Source organism: Chryseobacterium sp. SORGH_AS_0447 (genome assembly GCF_030818695.1).
GTDB lineage: Bacteria > Bacteroidota > Bacteroidia > Flavobacteriales > Weeksellaceae > Chryseobacterium.
Genome location: NZ_JAUTAR010000001.1, coordinates 3,183,058 through 3,205,383, shown reverse-complemented (window position 1 = coordinate 3,205,383; position 22,326 = coordinate 3,183,058). Strand labels below are relative to the sequence as shown.

Annotated in this window: 18 protein-coding genes and 1 pseudogene; 9 read left to right on the top strand and 10 right to left on the bottom strand. The window is 42.1% G+C overall.

The genetic code is table 11. The annotated features are described in order from the left end of the window. Positions 1 to 40 precede the first annotated feature (40 nt). The 9 genes and pseudogenes from acs to QE422_RS14615 all read right to left on the bottom strand — a co-directional run. Positions 41 to 1,963, bottom strand: a pseudogene (gene acs, locus QE422_RS14655) (acetate--CoA ligase); the annotation flags it as partial. Positions 1,964 to 1,992: 29 nt separating this feature from the next. Then, positions 1,993 to 3,885 carry an AMP-binding protein gene (locus QE422_RS14650; RefSeq protein WP_307459883.1) on the bottom strand — a complete coding sequence of 631 codons (1,893 nt, stop codon included), beginning with the start codon at positions 3,883 to 3,885 and terminating at the stop codon, positions 1,993 to 1,995. Between the two features lie 61 nt (positions 3,886 to 3,946). Next, complete coding sequence (locus QE422_RS14645; protein ID WP_307459881.1) at positions 3,947 to 4,315, bottom strand: response regulator transcription factor; 369 nt, start codon at positions 4,313 to 4,315, stop codon at positions 3,947 to 3,949. A gap of 46 nt (positions 4,316 to 4,361) precedes the next feature. Next, positions 4,362 to 7,031, bottom strand: a complete 2,670-nt coding sequence (locus QE422_RS14640; protein ID WP_307462375.1) for an ATP-binding protein — start codon at positions 7,029 to 7,031, stop codon at positions 4,362 to 4,364. Next, entirely contained in the window at positions 7,024 to 7,218 is a 195-nt protein-coding gene (locus QE422_RS14635; RefSeq protein WP_307459878.1) for a hypothetical protein, read from the bottom strand. Before QE422_RS14635 ends, QE422_RS14640 begins: the two co-directional genes overlap by 8 nt. Positions 7,219 to 7,372: 154 nt before the next feature. Beyond that, complete coding sequence (locus QE422_RS14630; RefSeq protein ID WP_307459873.1) at positions 7,373 to 7,600, bottom strand: DUF6814 family protein; 228 nt, start codon at positions 7,598 to 7,600, stop codon at positions 7,373 to 7,375. Positions 7,601 to 7,643: 43 nt separating this feature from the next. Beyond that, positions 7,644 to 9,224: an MFS transporter gene (locus tag QE422_RS14625; RefSeq protein ID WP_307459871.1), complete on the bottom strand. Its 1,581-nt coding sequence runs from the start codon at positions 9,222 to 9,224 to the stop codon at positions 7,644 to 7,646. 78 nt (positions 9,225 to 9,302) lie between these two features. Then, the gene (locus QE422_RS14620) at positions 9,303 to 10,682 is read right to left on the bottom strand and encodes a porin (RefSeq protein WP_307459869.1); all 1,380 of its coding nucleotides are present in this window, start codon (positions 10,680 to 10,682) and stop codon (positions 9,303 to 9,305) included. A 180-nt stretch (positions 10,683 to 10,862) separates the two neighbouring features. Continuing rightward, positions 10,863 to 11,279 (bottom strand): helix-turn-helix domain-containing protein, encoded by a 417-nt coding sequence (locus QE422_RS14615; RefSeq protein ID WP_307459867.1) that lies wholly within the window; start codon positions 11,277 to 11,279, stop codon positions 10,863 to 10,865. A gap of 160 nt (positions 11,280 to 11,439) precedes the next feature. On the opposite strand from QE422_RS14615, the gene QE422_RS14610 reads away from it, so the two are divergent. The 8 genes from QE422_RS14610 (at position 11,440) to argH (ending at position 20,621) form a co-directional block, all read left to right on the top strand. Continuing rightward, a complete protein-coding gene (locus QE422_RS14610; protein ID WP_307459865.1) occupies positions 11,440 to 12,039 on the top strand; it encodes a GNAT family N-acetyltransferase in 600 nt (199 codons plus the stop codon). After that, complete coding sequence (locus QE422_RS14605) at positions 12,011 to 13,207, top strand: argininosuccinate synthase (RefSeq protein WP_307459862.1); 1,197 nt, start codon at positions 12,011 to 12,013, stop codon at positions 13,205 to 13,207. The genes QE422_RS14610 and QE422_RS14605 overlap by 29 nt, the downstream gene beginning before the upstream one ends. Before the next feature lie 74 nt (positions 13,208 to 13,281). Continuing rightward, positions 13,282 to 14,244, top strand: a complete 963-nt coding sequence (gene argC, locus QE422_RS14600) for an N-acetyl-gamma-glutamyl-phosphate reductase (RefSeq protein ID WP_307459860.1) — start codon at positions 13,282 to 13,284, stop codon at positions 14,242 to 14,244. Between the two features lie 254 nt (positions 14,245 to 14,498). Further along, on the top strand, positions 14,499 to 15,668 hold the full coding sequence (locus tag QE422_RS14595; protein ID WP_307459857.1) for an aspartate aminotransferase family protein: 1,170 nt from the start codon (positions 14,499 to 14,501) through the stop codon (positions 15,666 to 15,668). A 427-nt stretch (positions 15,669 to 16,095) separates the two neighbouring features. Beyond that, positions 16,096 to 17,055 carry an acetylornithine carbamoyltransferase gene (locus QE422_RS14590; protein ID WP_307459855.1) on the top strand — a complete coding sequence of 320 codons (960 nt, stop codon included), beginning with the start codon at positions 16,096 to 16,098 and terminating at the stop codon, positions 17,053 to 17,055. Between the two features lie 62 nt (positions 17,056 to 17,117). Next, positions 17,118 to 17,912, top strand: coding sequence for an acetylglutamate kinase (gene argB / locus QE422_RS14585; RefSeq protein ID WP_307459852.1), 795 nt, complete (start codon positions 17,118 to 17,120; stop codon positions 17,910 to 17,912). Continuing rightward, positions 17,887 to 18,969: a M20 family metallo-hydrolase gene (locus QE422_RS14580; RefSeq protein ID WP_307459850.1), complete on the top strand. Its 1,083-nt coding sequence runs from the start codon at positions 17,887 to 17,889 to the stop codon at positions 18,967 to 18,969. The genes argB and QE422_RS14580 overlap by 26 nt, the downstream gene beginning before the upstream one ends. Before the next feature lie 347 nt (positions 18,970 to 19,316). Next, positions 19,317 to 20,621 carry an argininosuccinate lyase gene (gene argH, locus QE422_RS14575; RefSeq protein WP_307459847.1) on the top strand — a complete coding sequence of 435 codons (1,305 nt, stop codon included), beginning with the start codon at positions 19,317 to 19,319 and terminating at the stop codon, positions 20,619 to 20,621. 70 nt (positions 20,622 to 20,691) lie between these two features. Here the strand turns inward: argH and QE422_RS14570 are convergent, their stop codons facing one another. Continuing rightward, on the bottom strand, positions 20,692 to 21,153 hold the full coding sequence (locus QE422_RS14570; RefSeq protein WP_307459846.1) for an Lrp/AsnC family transcriptional regulator: 462 nt from the start codon (positions 21,151 to 21,153) through the stop codon (positions 20,692 to 20,694). A gap of 165 nt (positions 21,154 to 21,318) precedes the next feature. On the opposite strand from QE422_RS14570, the gene QE422_RS14565 reads away from it, so the two are divergent. After that, positions 21,319 to 22,308 carry an L-histidine N(alpha)-methyltransferase gene (locus QE422_RS14565; protein WP_307459845.1) on the top strand — a complete coding sequence of 330 codons (990 nt, stop codon included), beginning with the start codon at positions 21,319 to 21,321 and terminating at the stop codon, positions 22,306 to 22,308. Positions 22,309 to 22,326 lie beyond the last annotated feature (18 nt).

Genomic DNA, 22,326 nt, shown 5'->3' with positions numbered 1-22,326 from the left:
AAAAGCCCGCTTTCTTATTTATTGATGCTGTTCAATATGATCAGATACTTTCATTTTTAATTTCTTCTACAATTTCAGGATTGAGGAGGGTGGTAATATCCCCGAAATTACTGAAGTCGCCTTCCGCAATTTTTCGCAGAATACGGCGCATGATTTTTCCTGAACGGGTTTTCGGAAGCCCGGAAACAAACTGGATCTTATCAAGTTTGGCAATCGGGCCGATCTGGTCTGAAATCAGCTGATTGATTTCCTTTTTCAGGTTTTCACGCTGTCTGCTTTCCCCGGTTTCTTTCAGGACCACATAACCGTATAAAGCGTTTCCTTTGATGTCGTGAGGATAACCTACAATTGCAGATTCAGCTACAGCCGGATGTTGGTTGATGCTATCTTCTATCGGGGCAGTTCCCAGGTTATGTCCTGAAACGATAATTACATCGTCCACCCGTCCGGTGATTCTGTAATAGCCGACCTCATCCCGTAAAGCGCCGTCACCGGTGAAATATTTCCCTGGGAAAGCCGTAAAATACGTTTCTTTATACCGTTGATGATCGCCCCAGATGGTTCTGGCAATTCCCGGCCACGGAAAACGGATGCACAGATTTCCGGTAACCTGGTTGCCCATGATCTCATTTCGTTTGTCATCCATCAGGACGGGCTGTATTCCCGGCAGCGGCAGGGTAGCATAGGTCGGTTTTGTAGGCGTAACGAAAGGCAGCGGTGAAATCATAATTCCTCCGGTTTCCGTCTGCCACCAGGTATCAACGATCGGGCATTTTTTTCTTCCGACATGGTCGTTGAACCAATGCCATGCTTCATCATTGATAGGTTCTCCTACGGAGCCGATAACTTTCAGCGAACTCAGGTCATGCTTATCTACCCATTCCGCACTTTCTTTTGCTAATGAACGGATGGCGGTAGGGGCGGTATAAAACTGGGTAATTTTATGTTTTTCAATCACTTCCCAGAATCGGTCAGGCTCCGGATAGGTAGGAACACCTTCGAAGATCACCGTCGTCGCGCCGTTCAGCAACGGGCCGTACAAAATATAGGAATGGCCTGTGATCCAGCCAATGTCGGCCGTACACCAGTAGATGTCATTTTCTTTATAGTTGAATACATTTTTAAAAGTATAGGCCGTATAGACCATGTATCCGGCACAGGTGTGGAGCATTCCTTTCGGTTTTCCGGTCGAGCCTGAAGTATACAGAATGAAAAGCGGGTCTTCGGCATCCATGATCATGGTAACGAAATCGGGAGACGCATTTTCGTACAGGTCTGCCATCCAGAAGTCGCGCCCTTCTTTCATTTTAATTTCATTTTTCGTTCTTTTTACGACCAGTACTTTTTCTACGCTTGGCGTTTTCTCCAATGCTTCATCCACGATGCTTTTTAAATCCAGCACTTTGTTGCCCCGGTAACTTCCATCGGATGTGATGACCATTTTAGCCTCACAGTCGTTTACCCTTGATGCAACGGCTGATGCGGAAAATCCTGCAAAAATTACGGAATGCACCGCTCCCAATTTGGCGCAGGCCAGCATGGTAACGGCCAGTTCAGGAATCATCGGAAGGTAGATGCATACCCGGTCGCCTTTTTCGATGCCCAGTTCTTTCAGGACATTGGCTGTTTTGTTTACCCTTGTATACAGTTCATTGTAGGAAATATACTGTGCCTCTTCTTTCGGATCGTTCGGCTCCCAGATGATGGCGGTTTTGTCGCCCCGTACGGAAAGGTGCCGGTCCAGGCAGTTCTTGGTGATGTTGAGTTTCGCCCCTTTGAACCAGGTAATTTTAGCCTCGTTCATGTCGTATTTCACGACTTTGCTCCATCGCTGATACCATACAAAATTCTGATCGGCGACTTTGTCCCAGAACTTTTTAGGGTTTTTAATGGATTTTTTATATTCTTCAAAATAATGCGGTAAATCTTCTATCAGGTAGTTTCTCATATCCCTTTCGTTTTTATTTGAATTTTCGTTATTTAAATTTAAGTTTAATTTCTTGTTTGCGCTCTATATTCGTTGATTTTTTGCTGGATTTCCTCAATGATTTTTTCATCATCAATCGTCGATGGAATCTGGAATTCCTTACCGTCCAGTAAAGTTCTTATCAGTTTTCTTAAAATCTTTCCGGATCGCGTTTTCGGCAACCGTTTCACCGTCATTACATTTTTAAGGCACGCTACCGCACCGATTTTTTCGCGGACCATCTGTACGATCTCTTTTTCTACATTTTCATCGGAAGTATCCGTGCCGTTTTTCAGGACTACCGTCGCAAACGGAACCTGTCCTTTCAATTCGTCATCAATTCCAATCACAGCACATTCGGCCACATCTGGATGGGATGAGACGATTTCTTCCATTTCGGAAGTCGAGAGACGGTGTCCGGCTACATTGATGACGTCATCCACTCTTCCGGTAATGAAGATATATCCGTCTTCATCTCTGATAGCGCCGTCTCCTGAGAAATAATAACCGTCATACTGCGATAAATAGCTGCTCTGAAAACGTTCGTTATCATTCCAGATACCCAGCAGTGCGCCCGGCGGAAGCGGAAGCTTGATGATTAAGTAACCTTCCTGGTGGGCATCCAGTTCAAGTCCGTTTTCATCGAAAATTTTGATATCGTATCCCGGAATCGGTTTTCCGGCAGAAGCTCTTTTAATTTTGTAAGTATCGTCAGCGGTCAGCAAGCCGAGCATCGGCCATCCTGATTCCGTCTGCCACCAATGGTCGATGGCAGGAACACCGATGTGTTCTGCAAACCAGTCTAGGGTCGCCACATCGCATCTTTCACCGGCGAGAAACTGTTTTTTAAAATGGGTTAAATCATATTTCTTCACCAATTCACCGTTTGGATCTTCTTTTTTGATGGCACGGATGGCGGTAGGAGCGGTAAACATTACCGAAACTTTATATTCCGAAATGATTCTCCAGAATGTGCCTGCATCTGGTGTCATCACCGGTTTTCCTTCGAAAATAACTGTTGTATTGCTGTTGATCAGAGGTCCGTAGACGGAAAAGCTGTGGCCGACGGCCCACCCGAAATCGGAGGCCGCCCAATAGGTCTCTCCAGGTTTCACGCCGTAAATAAAATTCATGGAAAATTTCAATGCGGTGGCATAGCCTCCCGTATCACGGGTGATTCCTTTGGGTTTACCTGTGGTTCCGGAAGTATACAGTAAGTAGAGTGGATGAGTGGATTCTACGGGTACACAGTCTGCCGGCTCCGATTGCTGAACCAATGTTTCATAATCGATCAGCCCTTCAAACATTTCATGCTGATTGTCGGCTAATTTCCTGTTGTAAACAATAATATTTTCCACTTTGTCCTGGGCCAGCTCAATGGCTTTTTCTACCAGAGGGAGGTAGGGAATTCTTTTGGTGATTTCGATGCCTGCCGTTGCGGTAATCAGGGCTTTCGGCTTGCAGTCATCGATCCGTACCACGAGTTCATTCGGTGCAAAACCGCCGAAAACCACATTGTGAATGACGCCGATTCTGGCACACGCCAGCATCGCAAATAAGGTCTGCGGAATCATCGGCATGTAAATCACGGCCGTATCTCCTTTCTGCAAACCCAACGAAATCAGGCCCCCAGCCAGTTTCGAGATTTCCTCTTTCGCCTGACTGAATGTATATTTTATTTTCTGGCCGGTAACCGGCGAGTCGTACACAATGGCAGTCTGCTCTCCGAAACCGTCTTCGATGTGTTTGTCGATACACAAATAGCACATATTCAGCTTTCCGTCGGAAAACCATTGAGCATACCTGTTTTCGTCCTTAGAAAGAATTTGTGTTGGAAATTGAAACCAGCTTATTTCCCCGGCCTGTTCGTTCCAGAAACCTTCTTTGTCTTCTATGCTCCTTTTAAATAAATCTTCCATGTTCGTCATACGATTTTCAGTTAAATTTAATCCCGGCTATACCACCATCAACGATCTGCCATCATTCATTCCCTAGCATCTCCTCAATCTGCTGCATCAGCTTTTTGATCGAATAAGGTTTTGTTACATAGGCATCGGCTCCCATTTCCAGTCCCTTTTCAATGTCTTTCGGGTTGTTTTTTGCACTCAGGAAAATCACTTTGGTATTTTTCAGTTTTTCATCCTGTTTAATGCGATCCAGGGTGCTGTAGCCGTCCATATTCGGCATCATGATGTCCAGTAAGATGACATCGGGAACCATGGTCTTTAAAAATTCAAGAACCTCTGTTCCGTCTCTGGCAATATAGACATCGTAGCCGTTTTTCCTGAAGCTGTATTCCAGTGACATTAATATTTTGTGTTCGTCATCTGCAATAATGATCCTTTTCATGTTTTCTTTTCTTTATTAAATAAGAACCCGGAGGGCCTTTTCTATATTATTTTCTGTCGGGCAGGGTAACCGTAAAGGTAACACCTAACCCGCTGTTTTCTGCTTTTATGCTTCCGCCTTGTGCCTGTACGATTTTTTTCGAAATGGCCAGCCCAAGGCCGCTTCCTGTCGGTTTTAGAATATTCTGGTTTTTGGACTGGTAAAATTTATCGAAAATCAGTTCCAGATCTTCTTCCGGGATATGTTTTCCTGTATTGAAGATCTTAATGACCACCTCGTTTTCTTTTTCGGATAATTTGGTCTGGATCGTGCCATTCTCATCTGTAAATTTCAATGCATTCCCCAAAATATTCTGAAACAGCTGGATCATCCGTGCCTCATCATAGGCAAACAAAACCTTGTTGAGAAGATTGACTTCGCTTAAATGGATATTTTTCTGCTGAATCAGATGCAGGAGAGGATTCAATGCTTTTTTAAAGGTTTCAAGTATGTTGTTTTCTCTGATGTGCAGGGCAATTTCCCCATGTTCCAATTTGTCCAGATACAGGATGTCGTTGATGATTTCACTTAAACGGTCAGATTCGGTAATGATGTTATTCAGAAACTCCTTTTTGATTTCTGAAGGAATGTCATCGTCGTCTGCCAGAATTTCTCCGGCCGCGCGGATGGCGGTGATGGGCGTCCTCAGCTCATGTGCCACAGAATCCAGGAAGTCGTCTTTCTGCTGGTCTTTAATAATTAAATTTTTATTGGCATTTCTCAGGTCATCCGATAATTTTTTAAGCTCTTCCGACTGCTCGGTAAGCTTTTTATTGAGGATGATGTTTTCTTTGGATTCCTCTAAAATATTCAGTACTTCCTTCAGTGAGATTTTATCTTCTTTGGTAACACCTTCGATTAAAATTTTTGCCGAAGCGGTTCCTATTCTTCCTGCCAGCAGGTTTTCCGAAAATTTAATAAAGCGGGAATCAGCGGTCTCCGTTTCCGAGTCGATGTTGTATTTTAAATTGAAGATCCGAAGGGCCTGTTCAGTTTTCTTTTTTCCTAAAAACCGTTCCAGGATGTTTTTAATATCCGAAACATAAGCCGTTCCCCTCCAGATGAATGCATTCTCGTGATTTTGGATGTATTTGTCGATATCTACATAAAGCTCTGCAAAATTTCTTTCCCGGTAGTTCCCTTTGCTGCTTACGGAAATAATGCCGAACAGCCCTGCATTCACCAGAAGCGACCAAAAGAAAATCTCCGGGATCCTGCCCAGAAAAGGGATGGTAAAAAAGTCGAATGCATCATACAGTCCTCTGAGCACTTCTTTAAATTCCTGGTTGTACGAAAAATAATACTGAGGAATAATTAGGCCGAAATAGCAGATGATCAGTCCTGCCAGCAATCCGGTAACGGCGCCTTTGTAGCTTCCCCTCCGCCAGAAAATAGCGCCGAAGAATGCGGGAGCCAGCTGGGCGATCACTACAAAAGAGATCAAACCCACCGAATCCAGTGAAGTTTTCAGAATAAAATATTTATAGAAAGCGAAAGCCATAATGATCAGTGCAAAAATGCTGAACTTCCGGATGTTGGTAATATTGCGGGTGTTTTTTATTTCATTTTCTGCTTTAAATTTTCCCAGCAGTCCATATGGGATGATCAAGTTGTTGGACAGCATGATGGATAAAGTGATCGCGGAAATGATGATCATCGAAACGGAAGAACTCAGTCCGCCCAGGAAAACGCAGACCGTAATCCAGGTTTTGTCGAAATATTGCGGAATTAAAATAGAGTAGAACTCAGGATTCACGTTTTGTCCTTCAAAGATCAGCCTTCCGCCCCAGGCAATCGGAAAAATAAAGATGGTGAAAATCAACAGATAGAGCGGGAAAAACCAGATGGCCGTTTTGATGTGCTTTTCCTGTCGGTTTTCGATGATGGCTGTGTGAAACTGCCGTGGGAGAATGCAGATCGCAGTTCCTGAAATCATGCACAGCACCATCCAGTTCATGGCGCCTTCAATCCCGTTGAATGTGTTTTTCTCTTTAAAATCTGCAAACTTGCTTGCCTTTTGATAAATATCGGAAAACCCGTCAAAAGCGAAATAGATCACAAACAATCCTAAAATAATAATGAAGAACAGCTTCAGGAAACTTTCCAGCGCGATCGCTGAGATGATTCCCAACCGCTTTTCCGAAGCATCGACGTACCGTGTTCCGTAATAGGAGGAAAATAAAGCAATTAATATCACTACGAAAGTGGCATTGTCCGTTAAAATATTTTTCGAAATTTCCGTTTCGGTAACCAGGTGAAAGGTTTCGGAAATGGCTTTGATCTGAAGGCCGATGTAAGGCACAATAGCCAAAAGGCATACAATGGTAATAATGGCGCTGAGACTTCTGCTGTTCCCATACCGCAAAGAAATAAAATCGGCCACGCTGCTGATCTTGTTGACCCTGGAAATCCTTACAATCCGGGTATTGATGTAAATCCAAGCCGGGATAATCATAATGGGACCGACATAAATCGGAAGATAATTGAGTCCGCTGGTCGCTGCAACACCTATGCTTCCGTAATACGTCCAGGCCGTACAGTAGACTGCGAGAGAAAGTGCATAGATGTATGGATTGTTGATCCAGAGCTTGCTCGTCTTCTTCTCCGCCAGATAAGCGACTAAGAACAGAAGGGCCAGGTAAAACAAAACTACAGTGAATAATGCGAAACTACTCATCATATTTTTTTATGATTACAAAAGAAATAATGATGGAAACCATCCAGACCACGAAAATATACACCAGGATCATCGGATAGCCGAAAACTTCCTGGGAACTGTTGAACAGCATTGAAACAGGTATGCTGAAGGCAATTACCAGCCCGATGCTTAGAATGATCAGTTTTTGTTCGTGTCTTTTTTTCATGATTGATCATTGATAAATGATGATTGACATCTGATTTAATTCAAGTCATCATTTTTTTAACAAACTCTTTTTATTACAGATAATAACAAACGATAATTGATCATCTGACGGAAATTAATCCATCACTGATCAATTATCATTCATTGTTTATACATTAATTTTTCTCGTCGGCATATTCTCCTGTCAGGGCATAATAGCCGAAAATGGCCAGCCCGCCTGAGATAATCGGCATCAGCACGAAAAGGATAATAATCCCGAAAACAAGGTCTTCCTGTTTTCCTGAGCTTATTTTAGGAATTCCCAAAACGGTAATTCCGAAATATCCTACCACAAGCGCAATGGCGATCCAGAGTAAGCCTAATATTTTTTTTAATCCGTTCATTTTAGTAGTTTTAAAATTAATAAAAATTTGAATGCTTCAGCACTTAATCGTGAATATTGTTGTTCTTGTTTTTAAGATAGAATATACCGATCAAAAGACAGACAGAAGCTACGCCGATCGGGTACCAGAGACCTTCTAGATACCAGGTGGCATGTCCGGCTTCTTTTCCTGTTGTTACCAGGTAAGTGGCTACGGCAGGAAGCAATCCTCCGAAGACCCCGTTTCCGATGTGATAAGGCAGCGACATGGAGGTATAACGGATCCTCACCGGGAACATTTCCACTAAAAAGGCGGCAATCGGTCCGTACACCATTGTTACGAAAATCACCTGGATAAATACTAAAAAGATCAGCAGTATATTCGTGTCGGTATTGATCTTTACTGTTTGGGTAACGGTAGGTTTATCAGCTTTTCCGTCTTTCATTACCGGTCCTGTCGGCGACCAGTGAACGATGCTGTCTTTTTTCATGAAAGTACCGTCGGTATAGGTCAGTTCTTTATGGAACGTAATCAAACTGTCGGTCGTGATTTTGTCATGAACTTTCGCCGTTCTTTTTTCAACCAGGCCGCTTTCCGCAACGGTTTTTGATTTCAGGTCGATGCTGTTGAACATTTTGTCATAAATAGGTCGGTAAGCCAGAATAGCCACCAGCATTCCCGTCATCATGATGGCTTTTCTTCCCAGCTTATCGGAAAGCCATCCGAAAAATACGAAGAAAGGAGTTCCCATTAGGAGCGCAATAGCCATCAGCTTGTCGACTTGTGCTGATTCGATATTCATTACTTTCTGGAGGAAACTCATGGCGTAAAACTGCCCGGTATACCAGATAACCCCTTGTCCCATGGCGGCCCCGAATAAGGCCAGTAGCACGAATTTAAAATTGAACTTATTTCCGAAGCTTTCTTTCAACGGGTTTTTGGATGTTTTTCCTTCACTTTTGGCCTTCGCAAAAAGCGGCGATTCTTTCATATTCTTTCTGATGATGTACGAAACGCCTACCATCAGGATCGAGATCCAGAAAGGAACCCTCCATCCCCAGTTATCGAAATCTTCGGCCGATAATGTACTTTTGGTAATCAGGATGATGATTAATGAAATGAAAAGACCTGCCGTTGCTGTGGTTTGGATCCAGGAAGTCCAGTAACCCCGCCGGTGAGGTTGGGCGTATTCTGCCACATAGGTTGCGGCACCTCCGTATTCCCCTCCTAATGCCAGTCCCTGTAATAATCTTAAAATTAAAACCAGGACAGGCGCCATAAACCCGATGGTTTCATAACTTGGAATACACCCGATCAGGAATGTTGAGAATCCCATAATCAGCAAAGTGACCAGGAACGTATATTTTCTTCCGATAAGGTCTCCCAGTCTTCCGAAGAACAGCGCTCCGAAAGGCCTCACCACAAATCCTGCGGCAAAAGTCGCCAAGGTGGATAGAAAAGCGGCCGTAGGATTGTCTGCCGGGAAAAATTTTGTTGCTAAAACGACGGCCAAACTTCCGAAGATATAGAAATCGTACCATTCGATCAGGGTGCCGAGTGAGGATGCGGTAATAACGCTCCAGATCGTGCGGTTTTTCTGCTTCTCGGTCATGTTTTGGTAAGCATCGTGATGATTTTCGCTCATATTGCTTGGTTTAGTGTTAATTAAAATTTGATATTGAGTTTTCTGAAATTTATTTGAGACGGCCGTAGCCAATAGGTTCTACAGATAAATCTGGAACTGGATGATGAATTCTCCTTTGGAAGAAGGGCTTTCTGTCGGGCTTGTATACACTGGCCTTGTGGAGTACTGGGTCGTAATTTTAGCGTGATGGCCGTCCAGGAACCAGTTGGCTCCGATATCGAATTGGGAAGAAGATTTCTCCAATGCTTCAAAACTTTTATGCGTATATGCTGCGAAAGGCTGAATCCTGATTTTAGGTTTTTCTGCCTGGCTTGGTAATAATAATCCGGCCTGGGCATAGATCATGTTCCCTGTTCCAATGGTCGGCTGCATATTTCCCGGACCGGCAATCGCTTTCTGGCCGATAAAATTAGGATCGGAAGCCGCAATGTTCATGATTCCCAGATTTCTGAGGTAGTTCGGGCCGAACTGATAATTGTAATAGCCGGCATACGCAGAAACGGCCATTTTGTTTTTGGCATTTCCCAAAGGAATATCGGCAAAGGCATCAACAGCCACCAGGGTAATGTCGTGCTTTTCGATATTTGAATTGACGGAAGTCCGTGTTCCGTCTTTCTGATGATAGAATCCCGCACCGATGTTGAAGACTTTTTTTGTTCCAAGATAAGAACCCACTTTGAAAGGAAGCAGATTCGATTCTTCATCCAAAAACTGATATTCCACATACCCTGCTTTTGAGAAATTCGGGTTTCCGTTGTTGTCAACCGCTACCGCTTTTGAAGGATCGAGAACATTGGCAGGAGTAAGATCGGTTGCAAAAGGTTTGTTCAGGCTGAAGCGGTATTCCAGCTTTCCATATTTTCCTTTGGCAAACATCCCCAGCTGCCGGGCAAACTGATCGGAATTATCAATTAAAGGCCAGGTGAAAATCGGAGAGTCCACCGTAAGAAAATTCAGCGTGGAAGCCATGGTCATTCGCGAAAGTCCCATGTAATAATGCAGTCCGGCTCCCAACGAAAGGCTGAACTTTCCGGCTTCTCCGGGCAGGACTACAGCGTACTCATTCCATGCATCATGGAAAAACAGCTGGGTCTTTTTCCCGTTGCCGTTTCCTCCGGTACCTGTGGTTCCGGGTGCTCCGCCGTTGATGAAGGTCTGATTGTTAATTCCAAAATGAAGCATAATCATGTATCTTTTGGAAATCTGTGCGTAAGCCAGCGCACGAAGTCTGCGGTTTCCCAGGCTCCAGGAATTGTCAGTCGGCTCACCGCCTACCATGCTGCCCGGGTTCATTTCTGTATTTCTCAGCCAGAACTGATCCCATAAAATAAACCGAACGTATTTGTCGCCCTGTTGATTCAGGTTGAGTTTTAATCCGCTTCCATAATCCGGCGAACCCTGGGAATATAAAGAATTGCTGATTAAAGCTAATCCGAGAAAAGTGAGTAATTTCTTCATAAATTATCAATTTTTGGCGTTGTTTTTTATGAAAGCCAAATTGTAATTAATAATTCAGTTAAGAAAATTTAATATATATTAATGGTAAGGGTATATATAGGTAATGGGTAATGGGTAATGAGTAATGAATGACTATTTATCAACTGTTGTTTATATTGCTTATTACCTATTACTCATTGCTCATTTTTTAAATCTTTCCCATTTAATCAGCATGTATTTATCCGCAAACTGGGTGATGATAAGTCCTGAATTTTTAATGTTCTCTTCTTTTGACATGTATTCGATCAGCTCGTTTTGCTTCAGTATTTTGTAGACAGGATGAAACTCCGAATGGGGCGGTCTTGTGATGTTGTATTTCTTGATCCATGAACTGATGGTGACATGGGAAACCCCGATGATCCTTTCGATCTCCCGGAAGCTTAAACCCTCAAGATAAAGCTGTAAGGCTTTGGTTACATAGTAATAGTCAATCTGTTTTCCCAATTTTTTTACCGTAAAATAGTATTTGCAATCCTTGCACAGGAAACGCTGTTTTTCATTAACGATTCCGCTTTTTACGACCTTGATGCTGTTGCATTTAGGACATTTATTTTCCATAACTATATATTTTTAGCAAATATATAATAATTTAGCAATATATTAATTCTATGTAAAGATAAATTAACTTTTTAATAATATTTTAAGCTAAAAATTATCTTTAATATTTGGTTTTTAAAGTGATTATGTTTTAAATTTGCCAAAAAATTCAGATAAATACATGAATATAGAAGTTTCCTCATCCATTCACCTGATGTATGTGAATGAAATACAACAGGAAATGTATGATTCTGCACAGCGCAGAGGAACGGGAATAGCCAAGCGTTCCATAGAATACCTCAGTAAGAAAATTACTGAAGGCAATGCGGTAGTGGCCACGGATAACGGCAAGTGGGTAGGGTTCTGCTATATTGAAACCTGGTCTCACGGTCAGTTTGTAGCCAATTCGGGACTTATTGTTTCTCCGAATTTCAGGCATCTGGGAGTCGCTACCCTGATCAAGGATAAAGTATTCGCTTTATCCCGGAGTAAGTATCCGGAAGCCAAAATTTTCGGATTAACCACCGGATTGGCGGTGATGAAGATTAACAGCGACCTCGGTTATAAGCCTGTCATCTATTCCGAACTCACCCAGGATGAAGAATTCTGGAACGGCTGCAAAAGCTGCGTGAATTATGATATTCTGATGAAAAAAGAACGGAAAAACTGTCTGTGTACGGCGATGCTTTTCGTTCCTGAAAATGTAAAAAAAAACAGTGCTGAAAATAGTCAGCCGGATAATCGATACAATAATGAGCAAGAAAGTAGTTTTAGCGTTTAGCGGAGGTCTCGATACCTCGTACTGTGCTAAATACCTCAGTGAAATATTGGGGTATGAGGTGTATGCCGTAACGGTGAACACCGGAGGTTTTACGGAAGAAGAGGAAAAAGAACTGGAGAAAAGGGCGTTGAACCTTGGCGTAAAAGAGTACAGGTGCATAGACGCTCAGAAAGATTATTATCAGTCTTGTGTAAAATATCTGATTTTCGGGAATGTGCTGAAAAACAATACCTATCCTCTGTCTGTAAGCGCAGAACGCACCATCCAGGCACAGGAAATTGCTAAATATGCGATTGAAACCGGTGCGGATGCCATTGCGCACGGAAGTACTGGAGCAGGAAATGACCAGGTCCGCTTTGACCTGATTTTCCAGGTGATGTGCCCGGAAGTGGAAATCATTACGCCGATCCGTGATATGGCTTTGTCCCGTGAAGAAGAAATTGAATTCCTCAAAAGCCACGGCTATGATAAGGAATTCCAGAAAGCGCAGTATTCCGTAAATAAAGGATTGTGGGGAACTTCGGTGGGCGGAAAAGAAACCCTGACTTCAAGAAATTACCTTCCTGAAGAAGCGTTTCCATCACAAATTAAAGAAACCCGGCCTTCCGGATTGGAAATCGAGTTTACCCATGGGGAAGTTACCGCAGTAAACGGAGAACATTTTGAGCATCCGGTCTATGCGATTCAGAAGATTGAGCAGCTTGCATCTGCTTACGGAATCGGCCGTGATATCCACGTCGGGGATACTATTGTAGGCATTAAAGGCAGGGTAGGATTTGAAGCGGCAGCAGCCTCCGTGATCATCAAAGCGCATCATTTACTGGAAAAACATACGCTTTCGAAATACCAGCAGACGATCAAGTCACAGCTGTCCGATTGGTATGGGAACTGGCTTCACGAAGCGCTTTTCCTGGATCCGGTAATGAGAAATATCGAATCTTTCCTTACGGATTCCCAGAAAACAGTCAGCGGTAAAGTTTTCGTAACCCTTCATCCGTACCGTTTTATTTTAAACGGGATTGAATCCGTTCATGATCTGATGTCCGACAAATTCGGAAGTTATGGGGAAGCGAACAGGGCCTGGACGGGCGATGATGTAAAAGGCTACACAAAAATTCTGAGCAATTCATTGAATATATACCATCAGATCAATAAGGCGAATGGCTGATTGCTGCTGGCTATTGGCTTTAAGCTTTTACCTTTTAAGTATGTTTAATTTTTTAAAAATATCAATTCAACTCTATGAAGACGGTAGGAATTATAGGAGCGAACGGTTATACCGGAAGTGAGCTGATCCGCATTCTGGCTTTTCATCCGAACATTTCGCTGAGCTTTTTATACAGCCGTTCCAATCCGGGAATCAAGATTTCAGATCTGTACCCGGACCTGGAAACCGTTTGCGATATGGTGCTGACCGATCAGCCGCAGGATACCGATATTGTATTCCTGTGCCTTCCTCATAAAGAAAGCCGGAACTGGCTGGCTCAGAATCCGGTAAAGGAAGAAACATTGGTGATCGATCTGGGAAATGATTTCCGGTTGGACGGGAATTTCGGAGACCGAAATTTTATCTACGGATTGCCCGAAATTAATAAAAAACAGCTTTCAGGAGCTAAGAGTATTGCCAATCCGGGATGTTTTGCCACCGCCATTCAGCTGGCTTTGCTTCCTTTAGCAGATAAAGGGTTGCTTAATGATGTTTACACCACCGGAATTACAGGATCTACCGGAGCGGGGCAGTCTTTGCAGGCGACGACGCATTTTACCTGGAGGAACAATAATATTTCAGCTTATAAAACACTGACGCATCAGCATGTGGATGAAATTTTGCAACAGCTGGTTACGTTGAACTCAGATGAAGTCAGCTTGAATTTTGTTCCGTGGAGAGGGGATTTTGCAAGAGGAATTTTTACGAGCTCTACGATAAAAACAGAGGCGGCACTATCAGATATCGAGCAGTGGTTCAGGGAGTTTTATGCAGAGGAGCCTTTCGTAACGGTAAGTGAAAAAGGCATTGATTTAAAACAGGTTGTCAATACCAATCGCTGTGTGATTCAGATTGAAAGATGTGGGAATGTGACAGTCATTCACTCAACGATTGACAATCTATTGAAAGGTGCTTCCGGACAGGCGGTACAAAACATGAATATCGCGATGGGCTGGGAAGAAAACCTGGGACTGAACCTGAAGCCGGTAGCTTTTTAAGGTGAATGGTTAAAAAGTGAATGGTCAATAGGTCAATAGTGAATTTTTAGAATCTATCATTTATCAATCATAAATCATCAATTATGATTCAAGGGGTGAATGGTCAATAGGTCAATAGTGAATTAAAAAAAATGTATTGTTTATCACTTATCAATCATCACTTATCAATTATAACCCAAGAGGTGAATAGTCAATAAGTCAATGGTGAATTTTTAGAAGCAATCATTTATCAATCATCATTTATAATTTAAGACATGAATTTATTCAACGTATATCCATTATTTAACATCAATCCTGTCAAAGCGCAGGGATCATTTCTCTGGGACGACAAAGGAGAACAGTATCTTGATTTTTACGGCGGCCATGCGGTGATTTCCATCGGGCATAATCATCCGTATTATCAGGGCAGATTAAAAGAACAGTTAGACAAAATATCTTTCTATTCCAACTCCGTTCAGAATGAATTGCAGACTGAGCTGGCCGAAAAATTAGGAAAGCTTTCCGGGCTGGAAGAGTATAACCTTTTTCTGTGCAATTCGGGAGCGGAGGCCAATGAAAATGCATTAAAGCTGGCTTCTTTTCATAACGGGAAAAGCAAAGTGCTTTATTTTTCAGGTTCATTCCATGGAAGAACCTCGGCAGCAGTATCCGTTACGGATAATCCGAAGATCGTTGCTCCGGTAAACTATGATGAGCGGTTTATTAAATCGGAATGGAACAACATCGCGCAGCTGGAAGATATTTTCGAAAAAGAAGGAAATGCAATTTCATCGGTCATCATCGAAGGGATTCAGGGGGTAGGCGGAATTATGATTCCAACGGTTGAATTTTTAACCAAAATCAAGGAATTATGCGAAAAACATAATACCGTCCTGATTCTGGATGAAGTGCAGTCGGGCTATGGAAGAAGCGGATATTTCTTCGCCCATCAGGAGTTTGAGATAGAAGCCGATGTGATTACCACGGCGAAAGGAATGGGGAACGGTTTCCCGATCGGCGGTGTTCTGATCCACCCGAAATTTAAAGCCAGCAACGGCCTGCTGGGAACCACTTTCGGCGGGAATCATTTAGCCTGTGCAGCGGCGATCGCTGTACTGGATGTGATGCAAGAGGAAAATCTTATCGAAAATGCTCAGAAAATGGGAGCGTATATTGAAGATGCGATTAAGGATTTTCCGCATATCAAAACGATCCGGAGGAAAGGACTGATGATCGGTATTGAACTCGACAGGGACTGTGCGGAAGTGAGGAACAGTCTGTTGTATGACCATCATATTTTTACAGGAAATTCCAACGATAAGACGGTGCTGAGGATTCTCCCAGCGCTGAATATCAAAAAAGAGGAAACCGATCTGTTTGTTACAGCTTTAAAAACGGTTTTAGAAAATATAACGGTAAAAGAGCAGGAAGTTTTTATACATTAGGAAATTACGTGACAGAATTAAACCACAAAAGTCACAAAAGCTTTTTAACACATTAGGCACATCAGATTTTAAGTTTAAAGCTTTACGTATATTTTTAGATCACAGAAGAAGAAAATCAGAGATTTTCAATAGGTCTATTCTATTGTTGACTAAGGCTCTCGAAGCCACGCTGTCATCTGTGAAAATCCGCGCAATCTGTGGAAGAATGAAACAATAAAAGCCAGAAAAGCTTAACGGATCATAAATTAGAGATATAGATTTGAAAATACAGACCACATCAGTTTTAGAAAATCTTGATTTTTATCTGATATGTTCTAAAATATTATAAAAGTAATTTAAACTCTCTCATGTGACTGATGTGTTGAAATAAAGCGCAATCATCTGCGTAAAAAAAGCAATAACCGAAAGCTCCTAAAAATCAATTACAATGAAAAAATTCACCGCTGTAAGTGACGTTGAAAACTTACAGGAAATTATAAAAAAAGCTTTATTAATCAAAGAAGATCCGCTCTCGGAACCTGAGAAAGGAAAAGGGAAAACCATCGGGCTGGTCTTTTTGAATTCAAGTTTACGAACACGTCTCAGCAGCCAGATTGCCGCTCAGAATTTAGGGTTAAATGTGCTTACTCTAAATGCGGCCCAGGAAGCCTGGAACCTTGAATTTGCTGACGGTGCCGTGATGAACGGTGATACTGTAGAACACATCAAAGATGCAATCGAGGTGCTGAACCAGTATTGCGATATCATCGCCGTGCGTTGTTTTGCCGGCATGAAAAACAAGGAAGATGACGTGAATGAAAGTATTTTAAGTCAGTTTGAGCAGCACGCCAAAGTTCCGGTCATTTCATTGGAATCGGCGACGCGCCATCCTTTGCAGAGCCTTGCAGACTGTATCACGATTACTGAAAACTGGAAGAAAGAAGGTAAGCCGAAAGTTGTTCTGACCTGGGCGCCGCACATCAAGCCGATCGCACAGGCGGTAGGAAATTCTTTTGCCGAATGGATGCAGGAAATGGATGTTGATTTCGTGATCACCAATCCGGTAGGCTATGATCTGGACAAAAAATTTACGAAAAACGTACCGGTGATCCATGATCAGGAAGAAGCCCTGAAAGATGCAGACTTTGTTTACGTAAAAAACTGGTCTTCATTTGATGATTATGCGGCGATGCCCGAAGTAAAAGAAAACTGGATGCTGACCAGTGAAAAACTGGAAGCCACCCATGAGGCAAAGGTCATGCACTGCCTTCCGGTCCGCAGAAATGTGGAACTGAGTGATGAGGTGATGGATGGGGAACATTCCATTATTTACCAGCAGGCCAAAAACCGGATTTTCTCGGCACAGGCCGTGTTTTCTGAGATTCTGGATGAAATCAATACAAAATAGCTAAACCTCATAGGTTTCAAAAACCTATGAGGTTTAAATAAGGGTTGTAAAAAAGGATAAAAATGAAAGAAAAGTTATACATCGTAAAAATTGGCGGCGCACTGATCGACGACGAGGAATTGCTCGACGAGTTCCTGGAACAGTTCGCGGGGATCGGTGAGAAAAAGATCCTGGTTCATGGCGGAGGGAAGCTCGCTACAACTTTAGCGGATAAACTTGGAATCGAGCAGAAGATGGTGAACGGGCGCCGGATTACGGATAAAGAAACCCTGGATCTGGTGGCCATGGTCTATGCCGGCGGCATCAATAAAAATATCGTGGCCAGGCTTCAGCAGAAAAAATGCAAGGCCATCGGCTTTTCAGGGGCGGATGCAAATTTAATTAAGGCTAAGAAAAGGGAAGATGCGGAAATTGATTTTGGATTCGTAGGCGATATTACCGAGAAAGGGGTAAACAGAAAACTGATCTCAAAAATGATGAAGCTTGATCTGGTTCCTGTGTTTTCCGCGATCACCCACGATAAAAAAGGACACCTTTTCAATACCAATGCAGATACGATTGCTTCGGTGATCGCCCAGGCTTTATCAGTAAAATATGATGTGGAATTGGTCTATTGTTTTGATAAAGAAGGGGTTTTGGAAGATGTAAATAATCCTGAATCGTTAATTAAAAATATTTCGGAACAGGAATTTTCCCTTTTGAAAAACGCAGGGAAATTACATAAAGGAATTCTGCCCAAGCTTGAAAATGCGCTGGGAGCCATAAGAAATAATGTAAACAAGGTATTCTTAATAAAAGAAACCCAACTGAAAAACCATATCGAAAACCATCATGCAGGAACTGAAATCTGTTTATAGCAAAGAAGAATTGCTGAACAACGCCATAGAATTACTGAAAAATCTGATTGAAATCCCGTCCTTCAGTAAGGATGAGTTCAATACCTCCGTAGAAATTGAAAACTTTTTCAAAAAGCACGGGATTCCCAGCAAACGTTTTAAAAACAATATCTGGGCGGTGAACAGAAATTTCGATGTATTCAAGCCTTCAATTCTGCTGAATACCCATCACGATACGGTAAAACCGAATAAAGCCTATACCCTGGATCCGTTTTTACCCATTGAAAAAGACGGGAAATTATTCGGGTTGGGGAGCAATGACGCCGGGGCTTCCCTGGTTTCGATGGCGCAGGTTTTTTTATACTTTTATGACAGAGAAGATTTACAGTATAATCTGATCATCGCTCTCACTGCTGAAGAAGAAATATCCGGTTTTGACGGGATCGAAGCCTTATTCCCGCAACTTCCGAATATAGAACTCGCTATCGTAGGAGAACCGACGCAGATGAATCTGGCCATTGCAGAAAAAGGTCTACTGGTAATCGACGGGGAAATGAAAGGTACGCCTTCTCATGCCGCTCATCCGAATAATGATAATTCCATTGTAAAATGCATGGAGGACCTGCAGCATATTTTAAACTTTAAATTCCCCAAAGTTTCCGACTATCTGGGTGAAGTTAAGGTAACGCTTTCAGGCATTCATGCAGGCGTCCAGCACAACGTTGTTCCGGAATCGTGTAATTTCACGCTGGACGTAAGGGTGACGGACGAATATTCCAACACGGAAGTCTTCGAAATCATTCAGTCCCAGATGAAATCGGTTTTAACGGCGAGGTCATTCCGGTTAAATTCCTCAAAAATTGCCTTGGATCATCCGTTTGTAAAAGCAGGATTGGAAATAGGCAGGACCACTTATGGTTCACCGACCTCCTCCGACCAGGCAATTATTCCGTGTACTTCGGTAAAGCTAGGTCCCGGCGACAGCAGGCGCTCCCACACGGCAGATGAATTTATTTTCATCGAAGAAATCGCAGAGGGAATTGAAATTTATATCAAGATTCTGGAGGAAGTTTTGTAGGCTGGGAGAGGGATGATGGATGCCGGAAGTTTTGTAACCATAAAATTACTGACCTAGGAAACGAAGGCGTTAAGAAAATTTAAATTTAATGCGTTAAAAAATTCCCACTGTTTGAGCACGAGATAAATTTAACCCTGAAGAACCAATGCAGATTCGTGCGAGTTTGGGAATTTTAGGATTTAATTTAAATTTTTAGACGGAGCTTCCAGTCTTGAATTTTTGTTTCTTTTGTTTTAAGACAAAAGAAAATTAGCATCAATAGTAATATCCGGAATATAGAAAAATGGTATAATCGAAGTTTGAAAACCTTTAAACCTTATTTCCATCTTCCAACAAAATAGAAACTTATGAAAAAAATATGGCAGAAAGACAACAATGCCACTAATATATTAGTCAATACTTTTACGGTCGGCAAAGACCTCTATTTCGACGAGCGTCTGGCAAAATACGATGTTAAAGGTTCTATGGCACACTGCAAAATGCTGGCGGAAGTCGGCATTATCTCTGATGAAGAATCGGAACAAATGCTGTCTGTCTTAGCGGAAATTTTAGAAAGCATAGAAAACGGAAATTTTGAAATCGATAAAAATGCGGAGGACATTCATTCCCAGGTCGAATCGATTTTAATAGAAAAATTAGGTGATGTCGGAAAGAAAATTCACACGGCGCGATCGCGGAATGATCAGGTTTTACTGGATATCAAACTGTATCTTCTGGATGAAATCCGGGAAATCACGGCACTTACGGATGAGTTTTTCCAGCTGTTGATCCAACTGGCGGAACAACATAAAAAGGTGCTGCTTCCGGGCTATACTCATTTGCAGATCGCGATGCCTTCCTCCTTCGGATTATGGTTCGGCGCGTATGCGGAAGCGCTGCTGGATGATATGGAAATGCTGTTTTCCGTTAAAAATATCATTAATAAAAATCCGTTGGGTTCGGCAGCCGGTTACGGTTCCTCATTTCCGATCGACCGGGAAAGCACTACCTATAATCTGGGCTTCCAATCGATGAACTACAATTCGGTCTATGCCCAGATGACCCGTGGAAAATCGGAGAAGCTGCTCGCGATGGCGATGGCGACCCTGGCAGGAACCTTAGGGAAATTTTCATACGATGTCTGTTTGTACCTGAGCCAGAACTTCGATTTCATCAGCTTTCCGAAAGAATTTACAACAGGAAGCAGCATCATGCCACACAAGAAAAACCCGGACATCTTCGAGCTGGTCCGCGCGCGGTGCAACAGAATCCAGTCGTTGCCGAATGAGTTTATTTTGCTGACGAACAATCTTCCGTCCGGCTACCACCGCGATATGCAGTTGACGAAGGAAATCCTTTTCCCTGCGATTGATTCGTTGAAAGAGTGCCTGGAAATTTTAAATTATACCTTGCCCAATATTCAGGTAAAAGATGGCATTTTAGAGGATGAAAAGTATAAATACCTCTTTAGTGTAGAGAAAATCAATGAGGAAGTGAAAAACGGCAGTACATTCCGGGATGCTTATGTAAAAGTGGGGCACGAGATCGAAAACAATGCATTCGATTTTAAAATTGAAAACCTGGAGCATACCCACCAAGGAAGCATTGGGAATTTATGTCTGGATAAGATTGAATATCAATTTAATAAAGTGAAAAATAAACTGCTGGGATAATTTATAACAAAGATCTAAAATCGATTCTGATTTCTTTTAACGCAAAGTTTATTTAAAACTTTGCGTTTAATTAATCCAGATCAATCTTAAACTTCGTAGACTTCTTCACTTCATGAAGCACAATCGAGCTGTGGTATTGCCCAATATTCGGGATATTTGAAATCACGTTCACTGTAAAGGCGTTGTAAGAATTGATGTCTTTGGCAATAATTTTCAGCATATAATCGTATTCGCCGGAAAGGCTGATTATTTCCTGGACTTCATCGTGCTGCATGATATTTTTCTCGAAGGTTTCCAGAACCTTTTTCGACTGTTCCTTAAGCCTTACGTTGCAGTATACTACAATATTAAGTCCCAGTTTCTCACGGTTTAAAAGGCCGACGTATTTCTCAATGATTCCGTTCTTTTCCAGTTGCTTGATCCGTTCATAAGTTGGAGTGAAGGTAAGGCCTATTCTTTCTGAAATTTCTTTCACTGATAAAGTTGAGTCTTCCTGAATTATACTGAGAATCATCCTGTCTTTTAAATCCATATCGTCGCATTTGAGCCGTAAATATACGATTTTATAAAAAATGTTTTTAAGATTTTAAAGTGAGAAGCTCAAAAACCGTATTAATAAATGTTCAGATTATAATTGTCGCGGCATTTTCCAATGGCAGAATAATTGCAGTAAAATGTCTACCAAAATCCCATTCCTATGGACCAGAATATAAATATGGAAACCATTTCCTGTGCAGATTACGAAGCCCATCAGAAGTTCGAAAAAGAAGTTATTCACGGACTGAAAGATAATCCCAAACATCTGTTTTCCAAGTATTTTTACGATCAGAAAGGCGATGTTCTTTTCCAGCAGATCATGAACATGCCGGAATATTATCTTACCGGTTGCGAACTGGAAATTTTTACCGATAAAAAAGAAGAAATCGCTCAGGCAATCAAAGCATTTGATACACCGTTTGATTTGGTTGAACTGGGTGCGGGAGATGCTACAAAATCATCGCATCTTCTTGAATATCTTGTCGACTGGAAAGCTGATTTTACGTATATGCCGATCGACATTTCCGGAAACATCATTTCCGTTCTTCAGGAGCGTCTTTCAAAGGAAATTCCTACTCTTGATCTGATCGGTCTGAATGGTGAATATTTTGAAATGCTCGATAAAGCCAACAGCATTTCGTCTCGAAGAAAAGTTATCTTGTTCTTAGGCGGAAACATTGGGAATATGGAAGTGGAGGAAGCTTATCAGTTCTGCAGCGAATTACGCAAAAAACTAAATCCGGGAGATATTCTTCTGATCGGTTTTGATCTGAAAAAAGATCCGGACATTATTCTTTCCGCTTATAATGACAAGGCAGGAATCACCGCAGCTTTTAATCTTAATCTCTTGGAAAGAATCAACAGCGAGCTTGATGCCCGTTTCGATATCAGTAAGTTCAAACATTATCAGACGTATGACCCGCTTTCGGGAGCATGCAGAAGCTATCTTATCAGCCTGGAAGAGCAACATGTGAGAATTGGGAACCAATTTATTGATTTTAAAGAGAATGAAGCCATTTATATGGAAATCTCGCAGAAATATGCTCCTGAAGAAACTGATGGTATGGCTTTAAAAAACGGATTTCAGCCGGTTAAGTATATTGCAGATCCTAAAGGCTGGTTTATTGATGCGATCTGGAAAGTTGTATAATATAATAAGGTGAAAATT

Bases quoted from the DNA above. Each gene is read 5' to 3' on its own strand.
- argC (WP_307459860.1), top strand. From the start codon at position 13,282: ATGAAGACGGTAGGAATTATAGGAGCGAACGGTTATACCGGAAGTGAG.
- QE422_RS14635 (WP_307459878.1), bottom strand. From the start codon at position 7,218: ATGAAAAAAAGACACGAACAAAAACTGATCATTCTAAGCATCGGGCTG.
- QE422_RS14650 (WP_307459883.1), bottom strand. From the start codon at position 3,885: ATGGAAGATTTATTTAAAAGGAGCATAGAAGACAAAGAAGGTTTCTGG.
- argB (WP_307459852.1), top strand. From the start codon at position 17,118: ATGAAAGAAAAGTTATACATCGTAAAAATTGGCGGCGCACTGATCGAC.
- QE422_RS14620 (WP_307459869.1), bottom strand. From the start codon at position 10,682: ATGAAGAAATTACTCACTTTTCTCGGATTAGCTTTAATCAGCAATTCT.
- QE422_RS14640 (WP_307462375.1), bottom strand. From the start codon at position 7,031: ATGAGTAGTTTCGCATTATTCACTGTAGTTTTGTTTTACCTGGCCCTT.
- QE422_RS14590 (WP_307459855.1), top strand. From the start codon at position 16,096: ATGAAAAAATTCACCGCTGTAAGTGACGTTGAAAACTTACAGGAAATT.
- QE422_RS14570 (WP_307459846.1), bottom strand. From the start codon at position 21,153: ATGGATTTAAAAGACAGGATGATTCTCAGTATAATTCAGGAAGACTCA.
- QE422_RS14595 (WP_307459857.1), top strand. From the start codon at position 14,499: ATGAATTTATTCAACGTATATCCATTATTTAACATCAATCCTGTCAAA.
- QE422_RS14605 (WP_307459862.1), top strand. From the start codon at position 12,011: ATGAGCAAGAAAGTAGTTTTAGCGTTTAGCGGAGGTCTCGATACCTCG.
- QE422_RS14645 (WP_307459881.1), bottom strand. From the start codon at position 4,315: ATGAAAAGGATCATTATTGCAGATGACGAACACAAAATATTAATGTCA.
- QE422_RS14580 (WP_307459850.1), top strand. From the start codon at position 17,887: ATGCAGGAACTGAAATCTGTTTATAGCAAAGAAGAATTGCTGAACAAC.
- QE422_RS14565 (WP_307459845.1), top strand. From the start codon at position 21,319: ATGGACCAGAATATAAATATGGAAACCATTTCCTGTGCAGATTACGAA.
- QE422_RS14610 (WP_307459865.1), top strand. From the start codon at position 11,440: ATGAATATAGAAGTTTCCTCATCCATTCACCTGATGTATGTGAATGAA.
- QE422_RS14630 (WP_307459873.1), bottom strand. From the start codon at position 7,600: ATGAACGGATTAAAAAAAATATTAGGCTTACTCTGGATCGCCATTGCG.
- argH (WP_307459847.1), top strand. From the start codon at position 19,317: ATGAAAAAAATATGGCAGAAAGACAACAATGCCACTAATATATTAGTC.
- QE422_RS14625 (WP_307459871.1), bottom strand. From the start codon at position 9,224: ATGAGCGAAAATCATCACGATGCTTACCAAAACATGACCGAGAAGCAG.
- QE422_RS14615 (WP_307459867.1), bottom strand. From the start codon at position 11,279: ATGGAAAATAAATGTCCTAAATGCAACAGCATCAAGGTCGTAAAAAGC.